General features: G+C 69.7%; 22 protein-coding genes. 14 read left to right on the plus strand and 8 right to left on the minus strand.

The genetic code is table 11. The features are described 5' to 3' along the window. Positions 1-29: 29 nt before the first annotated feature. The 4 genes from AC1P0E_RS31500 to AC1P0E_RS31515 all read left to right on the plus strand — a co-directional run bounded on the left by AC1P0E_RS31500 (position 30) and on the right by AC1P0E_RS31515 (position 4290). A complete protein-coding gene (locus tag AC1P0E_RS31500; RefSeq protein ID WP_482745503.1) occupies positions 30-914 on the plus strand; it encodes an alpha/beta fold hydrolase in 885 nt (294 codons plus the stop codon). A 185-nt stretch (positions 915-1099) separates the two neighbouring features. Further along, the gene (locus AC1P0E_RS31505; protein ID WP_482745504.1) at positions 1100-2485 is read left to right on the plus strand and encodes an FAD-binding oxidoreductase; all 1386 of its coding nucleotides are present in this window, start codon (positions 1100-1102) and stop codon (positions 2483-2485) included. A 76-nt stretch (positions 2486-2561) separates the two neighbouring features. Next, positions 2562-3458: an arginase family protein gene (locus AC1P0E_RS31510; protein ID WP_482745505.1), complete on the plus strand. Its 897-nt coding sequence runs from the start codon at positions 2562-2564 to the stop codon at positions 3456-3458. Positions 3459-3549: 91 nt separating this feature from the next. Continuing rightward, the gene (locus AC1P0E_RS31515) at positions 3550-4290 is read left to right on the plus strand and encodes an SDR family NAD(P)-dependent oxidoreductase (RefSeq protein WP_482745506.1); all 741 of its coding nucleotides are present in this window, start codon (positions 3550-3552) and stop codon (positions 4288-4290) included. A 42-nt stretch (positions 4291-4332) separates the two neighbouring features. Here the strand turns inward: AC1P0E_RS31515 and AC1P0E_RS31520 are convergent, their stop codons facing one another. Further along, the gene (locus tag AC1P0E_RS31520; RefSeq protein WP_482745507.1) at positions 4333-5088 is read right to left on the minus strand and encodes an aquaporin; all 756 of its coding nucleotides are present in this window, start codon (positions 5086-5088) and stop codon (positions 4333-4335) included. Positions 5089-5402: 314 nt separating this feature from the next. Between AC1P0E_RS31520 and AC1P0E_RS31525 the strand changes: the two genes are divergently transcribed. Further along, a complete protein-coding gene (locus AC1P0E_RS31525; protein ID WP_482745508.1) occupies positions 5403-5564 on the plus strand; it encodes a hypothetical protein in 162 nt (53 codons plus the stop codon). A 37-nt stretch (positions 5565-5601) separates the two neighbouring features. Here AC1P0E_RS31525 and AC1P0E_RS31530 read toward each other — a convergent pair whose 3' ends face one another. After that, complete coding sequence (locus AC1P0E_RS31530; RefSeq protein ID WP_482745509.1) at positions 5602-6345, minus strand: SIR2 family NAD-dependent protein deacylase; 744 nt, start codon at positions 6343-6345, stop codon at positions 5602-5604. A 216-nt stretch (positions 6346-6561) separates the two neighbouring features. Here AC1P0E_RS31530 and AC1P0E_RS31535 point away from each other — a divergent pair, with 216 nt between their 5' ends. From AC1P0E_RS31535 to AC1P0E_RS31545, 3 genes are all read left to right on the plus strand, one after another. Beyond that, on the plus strand, positions 6562-6804 hold the full coding sequence (locus AC1P0E_RS31535; protein ID WP_482745510.1) for a DUF6296 family protein: 243 nt from the start codon (positions 6562-6564) through the stop codon (positions 6802-6804). 61 nt (positions 6805-6865) lie between these two features. Further along, positions 6866-7723, plus strand: a complete 858-nt coding sequence (locus AC1P0E_RS31540) for a GNAT family N-acetyltransferase (RefSeq protein ID WP_482745511.1) — start codon at positions 6866-6868, stop codon at positions 7721-7723. A 130-nt stretch (positions 7724-7853) separates the two neighbouring features. After that, positions 7854-8183: a hypothetical protein gene (locus tag AC1P0E_RS31545; RefSeq protein WP_482745512.1), complete on the plus strand. Its 330-nt coding sequence runs from the start codon at positions 7854-7856 to the stop codon at positions 8181-8183. A gap of 31 nt (positions 8184-8214) precedes the next feature. Here the strand turns inward: AC1P0E_RS31545 and AC1P0E_RS31550 are convergent, their stop codons facing one another. Beyond that, on the minus strand, positions 8215-8868 hold the full coding sequence (locus AC1P0E_RS31550) for a hypothetical protein (protein WP_482745513.1): 654 nt from the start codon (positions 8866-8868) through the stop codon (positions 8215-8217). Between the two features lie 191 nt (positions 8869-9059). Between AC1P0E_RS31550 and AC1P0E_RS31555 the strand changes: the two genes are divergently transcribed. Together AC1P0E_RS31555 and AC1P0E_RS31560 are read left to right on the plus strand one after the other, a co-directional pair. Further along, positions 9060-9803 (plus strand): sortase domain-containing protein, encoded by a 744-nt coding sequence (locus AC1P0E_RS31555; protein WP_482745514.1) that lies wholly within the window; start codon positions 9060-9062, stop codon positions 9801-9803. A 90-nt stretch (positions 9804-9893) separates the two neighbouring features. After that, a complete protein-coding gene (locus AC1P0E_RS31560) occupies positions 9894-10181 on the plus strand; it encodes a hypothetical protein (RefSeq protein ID WP_482745515.1) in 288 nt (95 codons plus the stop codon). 101 nt (positions 10182-10282) lie between these two features. On the opposite strand, the gene AC1P0E_RS31565 is transcribed toward AC1P0E_RS31560, so the two are convergent. From AC1P0E_RS31565 to AC1P0E_RS31580, 4 genes are all read right to left on the minus strand, one after another. Continuing rightward, on the minus strand, positions 10283-10798 hold the full coding sequence (locus tag AC1P0E_RS31565) for an ATP-binding protein (protein WP_482745516.1): 516 nt from the start codon (positions 10796-10798) through the stop codon (positions 10283-10285). 47 nt (positions 10799-10845) lie between these two features. Next, positions 10846-12429 carry a molybdopterin-dependent oxidoreductase gene (locus tag AC1P0E_RS31570; protein ID WP_482745969.1) on the minus strand — a complete coding sequence of 528 codons (1584 nt, stop codon included), beginning with the start codon at positions 12427-12429 and terminating at the stop codon, positions 10846-10848. A 57-nt stretch (positions 12430-12486) separates the two neighbouring features. Beyond that, positions 12487-12927, minus strand: coding sequence for an Asp23/Gls24 family envelope stress response protein (locus AC1P0E_RS31575; RefSeq protein WP_482745517.1), 441 nt, complete (start codon positions 12925-12927; stop codon positions 12487-12489). Positions 12928-13040: 113 nt separating this feature from the next. Continuing rightward, positions 13041-13799, minus strand: a complete 759-nt coding sequence (locus AC1P0E_RS31580; protein ID WP_482745518.1) for a DeoR/GlpR family DNA-binding transcription regulator — start codon at positions 13797-13799, stop codon at positions 13041-13043. 73 nt (positions 13800-13872) lie between these two features. On the opposite strand from AC1P0E_RS31580, the gene AC1P0E_RS31585 reads away from it, so the two are divergent. The 4 genes from AC1P0E_RS31585 to AC1P0E_RS31600 all read left to right on the plus strand — a co-directional run bounded on the left by AC1P0E_RS31585 (position 13873) and on the right by AC1P0E_RS31600 (position 18527). After that, positions 13873-15060: an MFS transporter gene (locus tag AC1P0E_RS31585; RefSeq protein WP_482745519.1), complete on the plus strand. Its 1188-nt coding sequence runs from the start codon at positions 13873-13875 to the stop codon at positions 15058-15060. A gap of 230 nt (positions 15061-15290) precedes the next feature. Beyond that, a complete protein-coding gene (locus tag AC1P0E_RS31590; protein WP_482745520.1) occupies positions 15291-17177 on the plus strand; it encodes a protein-arginine deiminase domain-containing protein in 1887 nt (628 codons plus the stop codon). 134 nt (positions 17178-17311) lie between these two features. Further along, positions 17312-17467 (plus strand): DUF6131 family protein, encoded by a 156-nt coding sequence (locus AC1P0E_RS31595; protein ID WP_482745521.1) that lies wholly within the window; start codon positions 17312-17314, stop codon positions 17465-17467. Between the two features lie 193 nt (positions 17468-17660). Further along, positions 17661-18527 (plus strand): YhjD/YihY/BrkB family envelope integrity protein, encoded by an 867-nt coding sequence (locus AC1P0E_RS31600; protein WP_482745522.1) that lies wholly within the window; start codon positions 17661-17663, stop codon positions 18525-18527. A 71-nt stretch (positions 18528-18598) separates the two neighbouring features. Here AC1P0E_RS31600 and AC1P0E_RS31605 read toward each other — a convergent pair whose 3' ends face one another. Then, on the minus strand, positions 18599-19444 hold the full coding sequence (locus AC1P0E_RS31605; RefSeq protein WP_482745523.1) for an isocitrate lyase/PEP mutase family protein: 846 nt from the start codon (positions 19442-19444) through the stop codon (positions 18599-18601). Positions 19445-19522: the final 78 nt, after the last annotated feature.

The raw sequence follows: 19522 nt of genomic DNA on the forward strand, positions 1-19522 counted from the left end.
TGCATCAACTCGCCACGGAGGCATGTGACATGACGATTCCGGCCGTCCCACGCACACTTCACCGTCACGTCGACGTAGACGGGACGCGGGTTTTCTACCGCGAGTCGATCCCGCAACGCGCGGACGCACCGGTCCTGTTGCTCCTGCACGGCTTTCCCTCCGCCTCGCACCAGTTCCGCCGCCTGATGGACGTACTCGGCGCGCAGTACAGGCTGATCGCCCCGGACTACCCGGGCTTCGGACACACCGAGGCTCCGGACGGCTTCACGTACACCTTCGACGGGCTCGCCGACATCACCGAAGGCTTCGTCCAGCGGCTCGGACTGACCCGTTTCGTGGTGTACGTCTTCGACTTCGGCGCCCCCGTCGGCTTCCGTCTGGCGACCCGCCACCCCGAATGGATCGCGGGCCTGGTCGTGCAGAACGGCAACGCCTACTCCGAAGGCCTCTCCGACGCCGCCCGCGGCTTCATCGCGCTGCGTCCGCAGGAACCGGGCGCCGAGAAGACCGTCCGCGACCTGCTGACTCTGCCGGCCACCCGGAGCCAGTACGAGGGCGGCACCGCCGATCCGCACCTCGTCGCCCCCGACGGCTGGACCCTCGACCAGCACTTCCTCGACCTGCCCGGCCGCAAGGAGGCCCAGGTCGCCCTCGCCTTCGACTACCGGAGCAACCTGGCTCAGTACCCTCGGTGGCAGGCCTGGCTGCGCGAACACACCCCGCCGGCGCTGATTGTCTGGGGCGGCAATGACCCCTTCTTCCCCGAGCCCGGGGCCCACGCCTATCTGACCGACCTGCCCGAAGCCGAACTGCACGTCTTCGACACCGGACACTTCGCCCTGGAGGACAAACTCCCCGAGATAGCCCCACTGATCGCCGACTTTCTCGACCGCACCTGGCCCCGAGGCGCCTGACCGCCGGAATTGCGGCGCTTCCCGCCCGGCGGGATGCTGGATGTGTCAGCCCTCCGGCGTCGATCGGCTGTGGCGTGGCTGAACGGGAGTGCCGGGGCGCCGGCGTACAACCGCTCACTGGCGGCCCAACAGGGGAGAAGCCGGGTGGCAAAGCGGTGCCGCGTCGTTTCGGCAAGGAGATGGTCATGGACGGGAGAACTCTGGAAGCGATGCGGACCGCACTGCGCGGCCCGGTCATCGGTCCGCAGGACCCGGAGTACAACCAGAGCCGCAAAATCTACAACGCCATGATCGACCGGCGCCCGGCCGCCGTCGTCCGGTGCGCGGACGCGGCGGACGTCATGGCCGCGGTCGGTTTCATCCGCGACAACGGGCTCGAACTCGCCGTCCGGGGCGGCGGGCACAGCGGCCCCGGCCTGGGCCTGGTGGAAGACGGCGTGACGATCGACCTGTCACCCATGCGCTGGGCACGCGTCGACCCCACCGCGAAGGCCGCGCGGGTCGGTGGCGGCAGCACGCTCGGCGACCTCGACCACGCGGCCCACGGCTTCGGTCTGGCCACCCCCGCCGGGATCATGTCCACGACGGGCGTCGGCGGCCTCACGCTCGGGGGCGGCCACGGCCACCTCACCCGCAAGTACGGGCTTACGGCGGACAACCTGCTGGCGGCGGACGTGGTGCTCGCCGACGGCAGCTTCGTCGCCGCGAGCGCGACCGAGAACCCGGACCTCTTCTGGGCCCTGCGCGGCGGCGGCGGGAACTTCGGCATCGTCACCTCGTTCAGCTTCCGGCTGCACCCGGTGGACACCGTGGGCGTCGGCATCACCGTGTGGCCGGTCGACAGCACCCGCGAGGTGCTGCGGTGGTACCGCGACTTCCTGCCGCAGGCACCCGACGATCTGAACGGATTCTTCGCGACACTCAACATTCCGCCCGGCCCGCCTTTCCCGGAAGAGATCCACGGCCAGAAGATGTGCGGAGTCGTGTGGTGCTGGACAGGAGACCTGGACCGCCTCGACGAGACCTTCGCCGTGGTGAACGAACCGGGCGCGCCCGCCTTCCACTTCGCGGCGCCGATGCCCTACCCCGCGCTGCAGACCATGTTCGACGAACTCATCCCCACCGGACTGCAGTGGTACTGGCGCGGAAACTTCTTCGACCGGATCACGGACGGAGCCATCGACGTACACGCGAAGTACGCCGAGAACCTCCCCACCGACCTGTCGACCACCCACCTCTACCCGGTGGACGGGGCCGCGAGCCGCGTCGGCCAGGACGACACCGCGTGGAGCTACCGGGACGCCGTCTGGTCCGGTGTCATCGCCGGCATCGACCCCGACCCCGCCAACGCCGACGCGCTCAAGCAGTGGTGTGTCGACTACTCGGAGGAACTGCAACCGCATTCCATGGGCGCCGGTTACGTGAACTTCATGGGCACGGGCGAGAGGCAGGACCGGGTCAGGGCCACCTACCGGCACCACTACGACAGGCTGGCAGACATCAAGCGAACGTACGATCCGCACAACTTCTTCCACGCCAACCAGAACATCGAGCCGGCGGAGCAGTACTGAGCCGGTACCGACCCGACTCGAAGCCCCGCGGTAGCGCCGGCGTACGCGGCCGTCCCGCCAAGGGAAGGGTTCGCAGGTGCAGCAGTCAGCCGTCGTCGAGGCGCCGTCCGTACTCGGGCTCCGGCCGTCCGGGGTACAGGACTTGCCGTCCGCCCTGCTCGACACCGGCCTGCTGACGTACCTCGGCGCGGTGTGGGCCGGCCGGGTCGAAGCACCGGTGTACGACCCGAGGCGCGACGCCGACACGGGGGTCCTCAACCCGGTCGGCATCGCGCGGTATTCCGTAGCTCTGGCCGACAGGGTCGGCGGCGTCCTCGGCCGCGGTTACTTCCCTGTGGTCCTCGGCGGTGATTGCAGCATCCTGCTCGGCAACCTCCTCGCCCTGCGACGCCGCGGACGCTACGGACTGCTGTTCCTCGACGGCCACACCGACTTCTACCAGCCGTCGGCGGAGCCGGCCGGCGAGGCCGCCTCGATGGAACTCGCCCTGGCCACGGGGCGCGGACCGCTGCCGCTCACCGACCTCGAAGGCCGGGGGCCACTCGTACGGGACGAGGATGTCGTCGCCTTCGGCTTCCGCGACCGGCACGAGTCCGCCGAGGCGGGGATGCAGCCGCTGCCGCCACGGCTGTACGCGATCGACCTCGACGGCGTGCGCGCGGCCGGCGCCACCGCGGCGGCGCGCCGGGCGGTCGACCGGCTCTCCGCCGGTGGCAGCGCCGGCTACTGGGTTCACCTCGACGTGGACGTCCTGGACGACGCGGTCATGCCGGCTGTCGACTACCGCCTGCCTGGCGGGCTGACCTGGCGGGAACTGGAGACCGTGCTGGGGACGGCGCTCGCCGACGAAGGAGCACGGGGACTCGACGTCACGATTTTCAACCCCCGTCTCGACCCGGACGGGACGATCGCCGTCCGTCTCGCCGAATGCCTGCGCCGAGGGCTGTCCGTGCGGACCGGCCACAGGAGTTGACGCCCGGACGGCCCCTCGCGGTGGCCCGCAGGCGCGTGAGGTATGACTGGGTGCGGTACCAAGGCGCACCAGCGATCGCAGGAGGCAGCACGTGTCACGTCCGGTCACCGTCGTCACAGGCGGCAGTCGAGGCATCGGAGCCGCAACGTGTTTGCGGCTGGCCGAGGACGGACACGACCTCGCTCTGGGTTACGTCAGCAACAGCACGGCGGCCGAGGAGACCGCGGCCGCTGTACGGGCGGCCGGGGCGCGTTGCGTCACGGTGCGGGTGGACACCTCCGACGAGTCGGACGTGGAGCGGTTGTTCGACACCGCCGTGGCCGAACTCGGCCCGGTGACCGGGCTGGTCAACAACGCGGGTGTGACCGGCCCGCTGGGCAGGCTCGCCGACGCCCGCACCGAAGACCTGCGACGAGTACTGGAAGTGAACCTCCTCGGCTACCTGCTGTGCTGTCGCCGAGCCGCCCGGGACATGACGGCGCTCGGGTCCGGGGCAATCGTCAACATCTCCTCCGCGGCCGCCACGCTAGGCAGCCCGAACGACTATGTCCACTACGCCGCGACCAAGGCGGCCACCGACGCCCTGACCGTCGGCCTCGCCAAGGAGCTCGGCCCGGACGGCATCAGGGTCAACGCCGTCGCCCCCGGCATCATCGACACGGACATGCACGCGGCCATGGGGGCGCCTGACCGCCCGGCCAAGGCGGCCGCTCAGATACCCCTCGGACGGCCCGGCGAGCCCTCCGAGATCGCCGGCGCCGTCGCCTGGCTCCTGTCGGCCGACGCGTCGTACACCACCGGGACGGTCCTCAGGGTCTCCGGAGGCCGGTGAAACGCCGGCCGCCCGACGCTGACATCCGGCTGCCAGTACGCATCACGCACGCCGCGAGAGGGACGATCGCCGGGAACGACCGGTCAACGACAGGCTGGTGGGCTGAGTACGCGCTGCGAGTGGCCCATAGAGGACGGTCGCCAGACCGGCGCCGATGAGGCCGCCGAGGAGTTGGGCGGTGATGAAGCCGAGGAGCGACGCGGGGGCGATGCCGGTGAGGGAGTCGGTGAGCGCCCGTCCGACCGTCGCCGCCGGGTTCGCGAAGGACCCCGATGAGGTGAACCAGATCGCCGCGGCGATGTACGAGGCGACCGCGAGCGGGGCGAGCTGTGCGCGGCCGATGCGGTCCAGTCCGTAGACGACCACCACGAGTCCGGCCGTCGCGACCGTTTCGCCGAGCAGCAGATGGCCGGCCGACCGTACCTGGGTGGACCAGACGCCGGGCATCCGGCCGAACATCGCCTCCGCCAGCACGCCTCCCGCGACCGCCCCGGCGAGCTGTGCGCCGATGTAGACGGCGACCTCGCGGCCACTGAAGCGGGCTTCGCCGCGCCGCTGGGACCACCACGCGAAGAGTGTGATCACCGGGTTGAGGTGAGCCCCGGAGACCGGGCCGAACAGCACGATCAGCAGGCCGAGTCCGATGGCCGAGGCCAGTGCGTTGGCGATGAGCTGAACCCCGGCGTCCTGGCTGAGACTGGCTGCCTGGATGCCGGAGCCGACGATGACGGTCACCAGGGCGGCGGTCCCCACCAGCTCGGCGGCCGCCCGGCGTGGCAGTGCCGCGTCGATGCCCATGTTGTGTTCCTCCCCCGGACGCAGTGCGCTCAACGGAAAATATATTCCGTATCTTGGAAAAGCAGTAGAGGGGAGTCCGGAGGCTGGACAGGCCGTCCGAAACGCTCACCGGGCCGGCCCTCGCTTGCTGAAGACGGCCAAGGCCTTCGCGGTACCTGCCATGAGTGGCGCGGCGGGCACGCCGTAGGCTGCGGGGCGCGGAGTCCGGGCGGCGGGGGCGGCCTGCTCCGGCGCTCCATGGACCACCTACACTCGTCCTCCGTTCTGGCTGCCGCCGGACGCCGTACGTACCGACTTGAAGGGCCCTCTTCGACGTGAGTTCCGCAAACCGTGCCGAGGCACCGATCTATGCAGGCCTCGTAGAGGAGCGGGGCGATGTACCTGCCGAGGTACGCCAAGCCGCCGAGGAGACTCTGCGGGAGGTCGAGCAGGCCATGGACTTCAGCTCTGTGCGTGCGACGGCGAGGCGCTGGTAGGCAGTGGCGGGCCGGTCCGCCGACACCGGGCCGGCTCTCAGGCCGCCAGGCGCTTGACCAGGGCGGGCAGCGCCGTACCGATCGGCTCGCGCACGACCTCGTCGGCGACTTCGTCGTAGGGCGTCGGCTCGGCGTTGACGACGATGAGCCGTGCGCCGTACTCCGCCGCGATCCCCGCGAGTGAGGCGGCCGGCTGCACCAGGAGGCTGGTGCCGACGGCCACGAACACGTCGCTCGCCTTGGCGATCGACAGAGCCTCACCGATCACCATGGGGTCGAGCCGCTGCCCGAACATCACCGTGGCCGACTTCAGGATGCTCCCGCACGCCAGGCACGGAGGATCTTCCTCGCCCGCTTCCACCCGCGCCAGAGCCTCCTCCATCGGAGCCCTGGCGTGGCAGCCGGTGCACACGGTCGACCGGGCGCTCCCGTGCAGTTCGAGCACCTTGCGGGCGGGCAGCCCGGCCAGCTGGTGCAGCCCGTCGACGTTCTGGGTGAGGACCCGGACCGGAACCCCGGAGCGTTCCAGCTCGGCGACCGCCCGGTGGGCGTCGTTCGGCTGGGCACGCAGGGCGGGGCTGTCGAGGCGCATGCGCCAGGCCCGGCGCCGGATGCCGGGGTCGGCCATGTAGAAGTCGTACGTCACGAGCTTCTCGGCCTCCGGATCACGCCGCCACAGGCCCTTCGGTCCCCGGTAGTCGGGGATGCCGGAGTCCGTGGAGATCCCTGCTCCGCTGAGGACGGCGACCATCGGCCGCCGTGCCGTGCCGTTGTTGCTCATACGGGCGAGCGTAGGCGGCGGCCACGGCGGCGTCGACGCAATTGCGGCGCGGAACCGAAGGGAAGGGTCCCGGCGTTCGTCGCCTCTATGCGCAAGATCCAGACCGTCCTATTTCACATCTGAACGACGGGAACCGGCGGCTGTGCCCGTAATGCGAGATTATGGGTGTGCGTGTGCGTGTGCGGCGTAACGGCTTCTCATCGAGGAGGCGGCGACATGGGCAGATCTGATCACTACGAACTGGTTTTCGCACATCCTGGCGAACCGCCGGCCGTTCCGGAGGCCGCGGATGTCGTGGAAGTGCACCGCACGGACCGGAACGGGCCCGGTGGCCATCCGGTGTACGCGGACGACACCGGCATTGTCCTGGCCGAGATAAGCGACCGGGACGAGGTGCGGATGCTCGCGAGTGGCGGGCACCAGGACCCCACGGCCGCGGTCCAGGTGCGTCCGGCTTAGTACTCACCCCGACGAGCGGCCTGCGCGTTTGATGGAAAGATCCTTGGGAGGTGGCAGGACCGTGGACCTCGTACTGCGCTCGGGAAAGCCGGACGACGCCGCGGAAGCGGGCAGGATCTGCTTCGAGGCCTTTTCCGGAATCGCGCGAGAGCACGGATTCCCCTCCGACGTGCCGGGAGCGGACGCGTCCGCCGGGATGGTCGAGACGCTGTTGAACCACCCCGGTTTCTATAGTGTCGTCGCCGAGCTCGACGGCCGGATCGTCGGCAGCAACTTCCTCGACGAACGGTCGCCCGTCGCCGGCGTGGGGCCCGTCACCGTGGACCCGGCCGTCCAGAACGGTGGCGTGGGGCGCCGGCTCATGGAGGACGTCATGCAGCGGGCTGCGGAGCGGCGTGCGCCGGGCATCCGACTGCTGCAGAGCGGTTACCACTCCCGGTCGTTCGCTCTCTATGCCGGCCTCGGGTTCGAGTTCCGCGAGACGGTGGCCTGCTTGCAGGGGCTGCCGATCGGAGAGGTCTTGCCGGGGTACGAGGTGCGGCCCGCGACGGAAGCGGACGTGCCGGCCTGCAACGAACTGTGCCGCAAGGTCCACGGGACCGACCGTGGCGGTGAACTCACCGACGCGCTCACCATGGGCACAGCCCGCGTGACGGAACACGGCGGGCGTATCACGGGCTATGCCACGGACCTGTCCTTCTTCGCGTACGCGGTCGGCGAGACCACCGAGGACATCAGGGCTCTCATCGCCGCGGCGCCCGCCTTCGGCGGCCCGGGCATCCTCGTTCCCGCGTCCAACAGCGCGCTGTTGCAGTGGTGTCTGGGCAGTGGCCTCAAAGTGCAACAGCTGATGAGCCTGATGACCATCGGGCTCTACAACGAGCCTGCCGGGGCGTATCTGCCCTCCGTCCTCTACTGACTCTCGGCCTGATTACCTGTGTTGTGACGAGATGCCATTGGGGACGTTCGGGTGGTTGGCGGCTCCGCATGCAACTGGGCATCGCCGTACGGGACTCCTGTTGTTCAGTGACGACACCCTGGAGGTTCCGATGAACAGCACACAGGTTCCCGCACTTTCGCCCAGGACGCCGCAGTGGGCGCTCGACCCGTACCGCTTCCACGGTCTGGAGGACCTCGACCAGCAGAGTGCGGCGGGAGCTGTCGGCGAGAAGGACGACTACGTCCTGCGTGCCCCCCGCCCCGGACAACGGCCGCCCTTCGCCCTGGCGGCCACGGACAAGCGCCGTCTCGACCTGCACGCCGCGCTGACCACCAGCGGCATCGCGCCACTGCCCGGCGACGCGGCAGCCATCGACGTCCTCAGCGGGCTCGACGACACCACGGTCAGGACCGTACTGCGATGGATCACCGGCGCCTGACGCCGGCGACGGAGCATCGGTCACGCATCGGTCAGGCATCGTCCCAGGAGGAATGTCCGAAGCTGCGAACCAGCAGCAGCAGTGCGGCGGCGAGCCGCCAGTCGACCCACTCGACGTGAACGTGCACTTCGTCGTTCGAGGACCGGAACTCCAGCGGAGTCTCCCTGCCGGTGCGCCATATGATCCGGCGGGGCCCGCGCGCGCCGTCGCCGCTGCCCCCGAAAAGGCCGCCCACGGCGATCGCCGCCTGGAGCGGGATGAACAGCCACCACACGTACCACCAGAAGACCCGGCCTTTGAAGCCGACGGCCTCCGGCGCGCCGGTCTGCGCGACAGTCCAGCGAGTGCGCAGGCCGTTGCCCGACAGAGCCCGATCGCGTGTGAGCGTACCGATGGACTCGCCATGCTCACCGAGGACCTGGTAGGTGGATATGCCGCCGGAAGCGGCCGTGGTGACGACGGTGGCGATCCGGCGCCCGCGATGCCGGTCGGCCCACAGGACGAAGGAACGTGTGCCGTTCTTGCGCGCCGCGCGGTACGCGGGAACCCCTCCGGGCGGCAGCTCACGTTCCACATGGGCTGCTACGCGCTGGGCCCCGCCCTCGGTATCCGCGTACTTCACCTCGCGTGCCACGTCGTGCGATTTGGTCTTGGGCTCGGGCCCAAGACACAGCGTCGCGCTCACCGATGTTCTCCTCACGTTCGTACCCCTGCCACCGCGTTGCTCAGCATAAGATCACCGGGCTCCGGTGCCCCCACCCGGCAAGATGAGCGACATGCCGGGCGGGAACACCCGATCGGTTCGGGTTGTTCTGATGGGAAACCGGCCGCCGTTTCCGTGGGCGCCGTCCGACGTCCCCTGTGATCGGGAATGCCATGTTCAGTCCCCGTCCTGTTCCCGTCGCGCTCGTCGGCGGGCTCATAGCCGTGCTGGTGGGCTGTACCACCGGCGACGCCGATGGTGCGGCCGGCCGGACCACAACGGCTCCTGTCGCAGCGCTCTCGCCGGACACCGCCTCGGCGGGATCGGCGACGACCGTTGGGGCGGCGCCCTCCTCGTCCTCCGCCGAACCGGCTGTGCGCAAGAGCGGCACGCGGAACGAGACCGCATCGCTGGCCATCCCGTCGATCGGTCTCGCGAACCTGCGCGTCGTGCCGTACGAGGGGACTACCGACGACTGGGCCGGTACGCGGATCCAGGACCGTGGTGTGGCTGCCAGTCCGTACGGCGACGAAGGCGGTGTCGGGCCCGGAGAGGTCGGGAACTACCTCGTCACGGCACACCGTCTCTCCGCCGGCGCCGCACTGCGCGACCTTCCGTCCGTCGATGAGGGCGACTCCGTGTTCGTCACGTCGGACGGCAAGGTATACGAGTACAAGATCACCGAGACCAGGAAGACGTCGTTCCGCTCGGAGCGGTCACTGGCCGAACAGCGGGCCGCAGTTCCGGGAGAACCGGGCAAGCAGCCCACCAAGGCGATGATCACGGTCTCCACCTGCGCCACGCCGGAGGACGACGCCGCCGGGAACTTCTGGCGCGACGACAAGGGCAACCCCGAGCATCGCATCGACAAGATCGGCATGCTGGCCTCGTCGCGGACGGTGACGACCGACGAGTGAGCGGTCGAACATCGGCGTACGCCATGTGGCTTGTGGGTGACGGGAGACGGACGGCCGTGTCCGTGGAACGCCTCGGCCGTTGCTCAGGACATGATCAAGACAAAGAGTGTCCTCGCCGTCGTAGCCCTCGCCGCCGGCGCCTCGGCTCTCGCCGCCCCGGCCGCGAGCGCCGCCGACTCCTCCCGTCAGTACTTGCTGTCCGTTCCCGATGAGCTCGACAAGCTCGGCGCGAGCGCTGTGCCCGCCGACCGCCAGGCCGAGATGCCGTCCGTCACCAGCCAGCTCAAGGGGCTCCAAGGGCTGCACAAGCTCAACGAACTGCAGCAGTTCACCGGCATGGCGGCGCCGCTCACCGGGCTGATTCCCGCCGTCCAATAGCGGCTCCGCCGACGACCGGGGCCGTACTGCCAGACCGGCCGGCCTCCGCGCTCCGCGCGCGTACCTACGAACTGAGCGGGCGTTCGTCGCCGTGCCGTTCTTCACCGCTGCCGCGACTCGCCCGTAGGACGGCTGCGGCGCGGTTGGCGAGCGGTGGGGGAGTCCGCCGGGAGCGGTTCGGCTTCCAGTTCGGCCCATACCGTGTGTCCGTCGCCGGACCGGTTGTTGCCCCACGAAGAGGCGAGCGTGTCCACGATGAACAAGCCGCGGCCGCCGTTCATCAGGGAGCCCGAGGGATGACGCCATTGGGCGCGTACCCGGTCGATGTCGATGCCCGCCCCGGCGTCGTGCACCTCCAGCCGTACGTATCGCTGTCCGCTCGCCTCGCCCTCCAGCCACATGCGCGCACGCCAGGGCGGTCTGCCGTGACGGACAGCGTTCGTCAGCAGCTCTGTGAGGATCAGTGTGGCGTCGTCGATGAGGTCTTCGAGATGCCACCGCGACAGGTGTCGGTGGATCGCCGCTCTCGCCACGGCGGCGCAGCCGGCGGATGCGGCGCCCTGGCTCCGGCCACCTCGGAAGGGGGTCGCAAGGGATACGACGACTCTCATGCTCATCACTCGTCACCGCATTCTTCGCGAGGGCGTCGTCGGGGGAGGGCCGGTCAGTCGACGGTGACGACCACCGAGTGCCGGCCGCTGGCGCCGTCGGGGACGGTGCCCGTTCGCTTCTCGGTCTGGACTTCGCCGGTGCGGTCGGTGGCGCGGACGGTGAGGGTGTGGCCGCCGGGGGTGGCCTTCCAGGGGAAGGACCATTGGCGCCAGGTGTCGACGGTGTCTTGTGCGGCGAGGTCGGCGGGTCGCCAGGGGCCGTCGTCGATGCGGATTTCGACCTTTTCGATGCCGCGGTGCTGGGCCCATGCGACGCCGGCGATCATGACGGTGCCGGCTTTGGGGCGGGCGAAGGGTTTGGGGGTGTCGATGCGGGACTGGGTCTTGATCGGAGCCTTCTTGGCCCACTTGCGCTTGACCCAGTACGGGTCGTAGTCGTCGAAGGTGGTCAGCTCGATGTCTTCGATCCACTTGCAGGCCGAGACGTATCCGTAGAGGCCGGGGACGAGCATGCGGACGGGGAAGCCGTGGACGAAGGACAGTGGCTCGCCGTTCATCCCGACCGCGAGCATCGCGTCGCGGCCGTCCATGATGTCCTCGACCGGTGTGCCGAGCGTCATGCCGTCGACCGAGCGGGCCACCAGCTGATCGGCGGGCCCGCCGCGTGAGGGGGGCTTCACGCCGGCTTCGCGCAGCAGGTCCGCCAGTCGTACGCCGATCCAGCGCGCGTTGCCCACGTACGGACCGCCGACCTCGTTCGACACACACGTCAGCGTGATGTCCCGCTCGATCAACTCCCGCTCCAGCAGATCCTGGAACGAGACCGTCAACGGGCGCCTGACACCCTTTCCGTGGATGCGAAGTCGCCAGGTTCCCGCGTTGACCTTGGGCACCACCAGGGCCGTGTCGACCCGGTAGAACGTCTTGCTGGGCGTGGTGAAGGAACTGATGCCCGGAAGCCGCAACTGGGCGCCGGACGGGATCGCGGCGGCGGGTGAGGCGGGCTGGGGCAGCAGTACTTCGGCGCGCGAGGCGACCGCGCCTTGGCCGCGCCGGCTGTTCAACGTACGGCCCAGCATGCCCGCGCTACTGGAGGCGACCGCCGCAGCCGATGCGGCGATCAAAAACCTCCGCCGGTCCCAGCCGCTCTCCCGGCCCTGCTCGGCCGGGTGCCGCCGGGCGGTGAGCCTGCCGATGAGCACATAGAGCAGTACGGCGCCCACCACAGCGCCCACCAGGGACGGCAGGCCGTCCGCGACGCCGGTCGAGTCCGGGCGGCTGATCGCCGCCGCAGCGCCCACCACACCGAACAACAGCACGCCGACAGCACCGATACGCCGATAACGGAGCGCCACGAGGCCCAGCGCCAGCGCCAGGGCGGCGAGCGTGGCCAGGATGCCCAGTTGGAGAACGAGCTTGTCGCTCTCCCCGAAGTTCCGGATCGCCCAGTCCTTCACCGGCGCCGGCGTGCGGTCGATCGCCGCACCGCCCACCGCGGTGACGGGTCCGGCTTCGGGCCGGACGGCTGCCGAAACCAGTTCGGCGACGGCGAGTGCGGCGTAGCCGGAGAGCAGGCCGCTTAGCGCGGCGAGTGCGCCACGGGCCAGGTTCGTACGAGAGATCCTCACGCCCGGTATTCGGAGCCGGCCGCAGAGCGGATTGGTCGGTCGGACGGCCGCCGAGCGGCAGGTCGGCTATCGCAGCCGTGGCTGCTCTTCTTCCTCCTCTTCCTCTTCGTCCGGGAGCTTCACGTCGCTGACCGCGATGTTGACCTCGACGACTTCCAGGCCAGTCATCCACTCGACCGCCGAGATCACGTTCTCTCGCACGGAGCCGGCGACATCCGTGATCGAGACGCCGTAGTCGACGACAATTTCCAGATCGACCGCCGTCTGCTTCTCGCCCACTTCGACCTTGACGCCCCTCGCAACGGACTTGGCCGCGCCGGGCACGCGATCTCGCGCCGCTCCGAAGGCGCGCGAGATTCCGCTGCCCATGGCGTGGACGCCGGCCACGTCGCGGGCCGCCATTCCGACGATCTTCTCGACAGCGCTGTCGGAGATGATGGTCCGTCCCCGGCTGGCGGGGTCGCCACCCTGCTTCCCACTGGCGTTCTGCTGTCCGGTATCGGTCATAGCCGGTCGTTCCTTTCCAGGGAGACGAGCTTGCCACCGTTCTTCCACGTTAGGCCTGTCCGGCCGACGATGCTCAGGGACGGGCTGCGGGCACGGTGCCGGTCACGCCGCGTTCACACCCTCCGTACGGTCACACCTGCCGCGGCCAGCGGGCCTGTCTCGTCGTCCGATGCGGCCTCGTCCGTGACGACGACGTGGAAGGCGGACGCGGGCGCGACGAAGGCAAGGGCGGTGCGGGACAGCTTGGTGGACTCCGCGACGGCGATGACCCGGCGCGCCGAAGCGATAGCGGCGCGCTTGACGGCGGCGTCGTCCAGGTCGTACGCCGTCAGGCCGTCCGCAGGGGTGAGTCCGCAGCAGCCGATCACGGCGGTGTCGAATCGCAGGGCGGCCAGCGACGCCGTGGTCAGCGGGCCGGTCAGCGTCAGCTCGCCCGGTCGCGGTCGCCCGCCGGGCACCAGCAGCGTCAACTGGGCCGCCCCCGCCAGGGCGTTCACCGCGTGAAGGGACAGCGGCATCACCGTCAGGCGTCGGTGTTCCAGTGCGCGGGCCACTTCCAGGCAGGTGGTGCCGCTGTCGAGGACGACGGACTCGCCGTCGGCGATCAGCGCGGCGACCTCGGCGGCGATGCGCTGCTTGACCTCCAGCCCCTCTCGCGCACGCAGTGCGAACGGGGGTTCATCGCCGTACAGCAGCAGGCTCCTCGCTCCTCCGCGGTAGCGCTCGAGGACGCCCTGCTCGGCGAGGGCCTCCAGGTCACGGCGGACGGTCATCTCGGAAGCGCCGGTGAGGTCGGCCAGCTCCGTGACACCCATGCGGCCGGCCTCGCGCACGGCATCGGTGATCTGCCTCCATCGGTCTGTGCTCGCCATACCTTAAATGAACACTAAGGACGTTCGAAAAGCAAGCTTTCGAACATCTACATTGTTCGTTATGTTCATACGCATGGACAGATCACTGCGGGCCGGCCGGTCGGCCACTCTTGCCTACTTCGCCTTGAACGGCTTCCTCATGGGGATGTGGATCGTCCACATCCCCGCCATCGAGCACCGTGCCGGCACGAGCCATGCCGTGCTCGGCTGGCTCCTCCTCCTGCTCGGCGCGGGTGCCTTCGCGGGCATGCGGATCGTCGGCCCGCTCACCGACCGCGCAGGCGCCCGTACCGTCGTACCGGTCAGCGCGGCGCTGTGCAGCGCCGCCCTGGTCCTGCCCGGCCTTGCCGCGAACACCTGGACGCTGGGGGTGGCGCTCCTGCTCCTCGGCTTCGGCAACGGCTGCCTGGACGTCAGCATGAACGCCCATGCCGTTCAGGTGGAGCGCGGTTACGAGCGGCCCGTCATGTCCGCCTTCCATGCCACCTTCTCCATAGGCGGTGTCCTGGCCGCTCTCGTCGGCGCTCGTACGCTCAGCTGGGGCGTGAGCCCGGCGGCAACTCTCGGCGCGGTGGCGCTTTTCGGCCTTCTCGTCGCCGCGTCGGCCGCCCCCGCGCTGCTGCGACCCGAGCCCACCCGCACGGCGGAAACCCCCGCCGCCGCGTCGAAGACGGGCCGCGGCGCCCCCCGGCGCATCTGGGTACTGGCCGCTCTGGCGCTGATGCTCATGCTCTGCGAAGGCGTGGCCAACGACTGGAGCGCGCTCCATCTGCGGGACGTCCTGGACGCGCCCGCCGCCACCGCCGCCCTCGCGTACGGAGCCTTCGCCACGGCCATGACCGTCGGCCGTCTGCTGGCCGACCGGGTGGCCGCGCGCTTCGGCCCGGTCGCCATCCTCCGGTACGGCGCCTCCGTGGCCGCACTCGGCCTGACGGCGGCGGCGCTGTCCCCCTGGATTCCTCTGGCACTCATCGGCTGGACGGTGTTCGGAGCCGGGCTCTCCGGCTGTATCCCGCAGCTCTTCAGCGCCGCAGGCCACGCCGACCCGGAAGCCGCCGGAGCCAACGTCTCCCGAGTCGCGGGCCTCGGCTACCTCGGCATGCTCGCCGGGCCCGCCGTCATCGGACCGCTGACCCACGTAGTCCCGCTCAACCTCACGTTCTTCCTGCCGGTGGCGTTCTGTGTCGTCGCCGCCTGCACGGCCGGCATCCTGCGGCCCCGGCACAGCGCACCCACCCCGCTCCAGGCGGAGGGCGCATGACCGGCACAGGCCCCACGTGATGGCCCTGACGCCAATACCCGACGCGCGCCTCACTTTTCGTCATGCCACGGGCCGACACCTCGTCCTCCACCAGTCGCACTCCCGGACGCCTCCGGGATGATCCCGGCGCCGACAGGCAACGGACCGCTCGTCTCCCACCTCTTCGGTTCCGACAGCCGATCTTCTGGAGAGGACGCATCTTGGGTACGAGCCATGTGAGACACGGGGCAGTGGCCCTCACCGTGATAGGTGCCGTACTGGCACCGGTGTCACCGGTGTTCGCCGCCGGTCCGCCCCGGGCCGACCTCCGGGCGGACGTGAACCGGGACGGCCGGGTGGACGTGACCGGCGCGACGGACACCGCCGGTGAGAACAGTTGGTCCGCCCGCAGGGGAGCGGTCTTCCTCCCCAACATCGACGACGACACCAAGCGTTGCCCGGTCAAAGGCCCGGACGGCAGACGGCTTTCGGATGCCAGGCTGGCCGCGTGCAACGACGCCGCCGACACCAAGGTCAATGGATCCGGTGACGCGGCCGACCTGGCCCGGATGCGGTCCGTACCGATGGCGAATCTGCCGGCCACGGCCACAGGCACGCTGAAGGTCGTCGCCGGCGGGAAGAAGACGCGGGTCTTCGTCAAACGCTCCTCCGGCTGGACGCCGGTCACGGCCAGGACCCGCCTGTCCGCCGCCGAACTCCGCTCGGGTGTGCAGTTCGGCGTCGAGGGAACCGATGTCATACGTGACAGCGCGGTCTGGGACGGGCGCGCCGTGATCCGCCTGACGGTGGCTTCCGGCAGGACGAGCACCTCGGACGAGGTCACCTTGCGCATCGCGCCGCTGCTCACGCACCACCACCTCCAGAACGCACAGCAGTTGATGGTCACCAAGGTCCCGGGGAGAGACGCGTACGCGCGCCGGCAGCAGGCCTTCGTCAAGGGGCTGGCGGCCGAGGTCAAGTCGGCCGGGATCAACAAGCCGCTGCTGACCTTCGACAAGTACGGCGACATCTGGGCCCAGGACTTCGTCGAGCCCGGCTATGTGAGCATGGCCGGTCCCGGCGGCAGCCGGCAGGCGATGCGCGTGATGCTGAGGTCGGCGCAGGCGGACCGTGAGGCCGGTCGGGAGCTCTTCGAGAAGCTGCGCGGCAACGGCGTGGGCGTGGTGCAGGTGTCCGGGGTCCGTGACTCGGAGGAATGGACCCTCAACTCGATGGGCAACCTGGAGACCGTCCCTCCGTACACCCACGCCGGGCGGTCATTCCCGGCCGGGCGCATCATCATGGGTGAGCGCAAGGACAGCGGCTCGAAGCCGGCGAAGGCCATGCGGACGCTGCTGAAGTCCCAGGGGTTCCAGGACCCGCTGCTCCTCGACACCTCCTGGCTCCATGTGGGACACGTGGACGAGTTCGTACAGTTCCTCCCAGCGGACACCCCGCGCGGCTGGAAGATCGCAATCGCCGATCCGCAAGCGGGGCTGCGCCTGCTGCGCGAGGCGCGGGAGGCGGGCCACGGCAGAACGCGGATGTTCTCGGTGCCGGGCAGCCAGGACATGCCCGCCCCCAAGGAGACCATCGACCAGGCGCTCGCCTCGAAGTGGCTGGTGGCGGACAACACCATGGCCGCGAAGCGGATCAAGGCGAACCTGGAGGTGCTCCAGCGCGAGACAGGCGCGACCGATGCCGAGGTCGTACGGGTGCCCGCGCTGTACACGCGGGGTACGGAAGAGGGCGAGCGGGGCGAGCGCATGCCCCGGCTGACGCGGATGGGCGCGGGCAAGGTACCGGACGCGGTCAGCGAGTACGGGCAGCAGAAGGAACTCGCGCGCCACGCCGACCGCGCCGGGGCCGCCCCCGAGACCGTCATGACCAGCGCCTATGTCCCGGGGGCGGTCAACGGGATCGTGCTCGGCAGGAATCGCTATCTGGCCCCCCGGCAATGGGGACCGGTCATCGGCGGCAAGGACGTGTTCACTGCCGCTGTGAACGCCGCGTACGCCGGGGCGGGCATGCAGGTGTCGTACCTCGACGACTGGTACACGTACCACCTCGGCCAGGGCGAGGTGCACTGCGGCACGAACACGCTGCGCGACGCATCGGGCGCCTGGTGGAAGCCGTAGGCAAAGACGGCTGACAGTTCCGGCTGAAGCCGCTGCGGCGATGGTGGCGGTACGGGAGGACTCTCAGGTTTGACCTGGTGACGGGTGGGGACACGGTGGGTAGAAACATCGTTCTCACAAGAGCGGAGGACCCCATGATCGTCCTCGGAATCATTCTGCTCATCATCGGTTTCGTGGCCGGCATCTCCATCCTGTGGACCATCGGGATCATCCTGGTCGCCATCGGGGCCGTCCTCTGGATCCTGGGATCGGTGGGGCGCGCGGTGGGTGGTCGAAAGCACTACTGGTGAGGACCGGGGCGCCGTACCGCCGGCGTTCCCGGAGATGACAGAAGGCCGTGACACGAGGCCGTCGCTCAGTCGCCTGCCTCGTGTCACCGGTCTGTGATGCCTCACCACAACGCGCCGGGCGGAGCAACGTTCGGGGCACCCGTTCGGGGGCACGCCAGAGGGCCCGAGAGCGCTTACGGGTACTCGACGGGACATGCCCCTGAAATCCGGTGCGCCGAACGACGGCCCCCCGCAGCGCCCACATCGGTTCGACCGACCGCACCAACGGCTGCGGACCTCGGTCGTCGGCCTGATCTGGCTGCGCGGGCGCGAGGTGGAGCTGATGCACCGGGCCATGGGCTTCGCGGCGCTCAGCTTCCTCACCCTGGTCCCCCTGCTGATCGTCGTCGCCGCCGCCGACATGGCGAGCGGGCAGGGTTTCGCCCGGTGGCTGGTGGCGGGGCTCGGGGTGTCCGAGGTGTCGCAGGAGGAGGTCGAGGAGCTCTTCGGCCGGCCGGGACAGGCGTTGCAGGGAACCACGGCCCTCGGCCTCGCCGCGCTGGCCACGTTCGGCGTGACGTTCGGATCCGCCGTCCAGACCGGGTACGAGCGGGTGTGGGACCTGCCCACAGCGCGCTGGCACACGATGTGGCGCCACGTCGTCTGGCTGGCCCTGCTGGTCTGCGCCCTCCTGCTCTTCGTCAAGACTCCTACCCCCGACGAGTCGCCCGTCGTCGTGACCATGCTGGTCGCCGGGGGCGATGTCGTCGGTCTGTTCTTCTTCTTCTGGTGGTCGCAGCGACTGCTGCTCTGCGGCCGGATCCGCTGGCGTGCGCTGGCGCCCGGGGCCGCCCTGACGGCAGTGGGGCTGCTCGGGCTGCGGATCTTCTCGCAGTTCGTCTTCTCGCCGCTGATCGCGTCGAACGCGGTGACGTACGGCCCCTTCGGGACTGTGCTGGTTCTGCAATCCTGGCTGGTGGGAGTGGGATTCGTGGTGTACGGCGGCTCGCTGGCCGGGCGCCTCGTCCACGAGGGGCAGGTACGGCGAAGGCTGGACGTCGGCCCACGGGAACCGAACTGACAGCCGAAGCCGATCGGTCAGGAATCGACCGGTACTGGAGCACCCGCCGGGCCGGCCTGTGTGACTGGCGGTCAGCGCACGCCGTGGCGGTGGAGGTTCTCGGTGAGCACCGCCGTGACCTCGCCGACACCGATGCCGCCGGCGTCCTCGGCGGCGGGCAGACGTCCGTCCGTGGACTTGAGCCGGGTCATGGCCTCTTCCATCGCGCGGTGCGCGGCAAACAGACACGGCGTGCTGTAGATCGCCACATCGAACCCCAGCTCAGCCAGCTCGGAGAGGGACAACCGAGGCGACTTGCCGCCGGCGATCTGGTTGAACAACAGGGGCTTGGTCCCGGTGACCTCGCGGATCCGGCGGATCGCTTCGACACTGCGCACCCCGTCGACCAGCACCACGTCCGCGTCGGTCGCCGCCAGGGCTTTCGCGCGGACAAGGATGTCCTCGTCGTCGGTGGCATCGGTCCGTGCGACGACCAACAGGTCGGACCGGCTCGCGAGTACCCGGTTCAGCTTGGCGAGGTACTCCTCCAGCGGCAGCACCTGCTTTCCGTCGGTGTGGCCGCAGCGGCGCGGGCGTTTCTGGTCCTCCAGGACCACTCCCGAGATGCCCGCCCGCTCCAGACGCCGCACCACGTGGCACGCCAACTCCGTGTCCACGTAGCCGTCGTCGATGTCCACGAGCAGGTGATGCCGTGGAAAGGCGCCGCGCAGACGTTCCGCGAAGGCCACCATGTCCGGCCAGGCGATGAACCCGATGTCCGGAAGTCCGTAGTGGGACGCGGCGAAGCCGAAACCGGATACGAAGAGACCGTTGTAGTGCCCGGCCGCGAGCGATGCGGAGTACATGTCGTACACGCCGATGAGAGGTGTAGTCCCGGCGGAGGCGATCTCGTCGCGCAAGGCATTTCCGTACAGCATGGGCTGGCTCCTGACAGATGCGGGGAGGTCCGCGGGCGGGCGGAAGTCGATCACGCGGGATGATCAACGCCGGGCGCC

This window comes from Streptomyces sp. TRD_SC_5, from assembly GCF_056836825.1.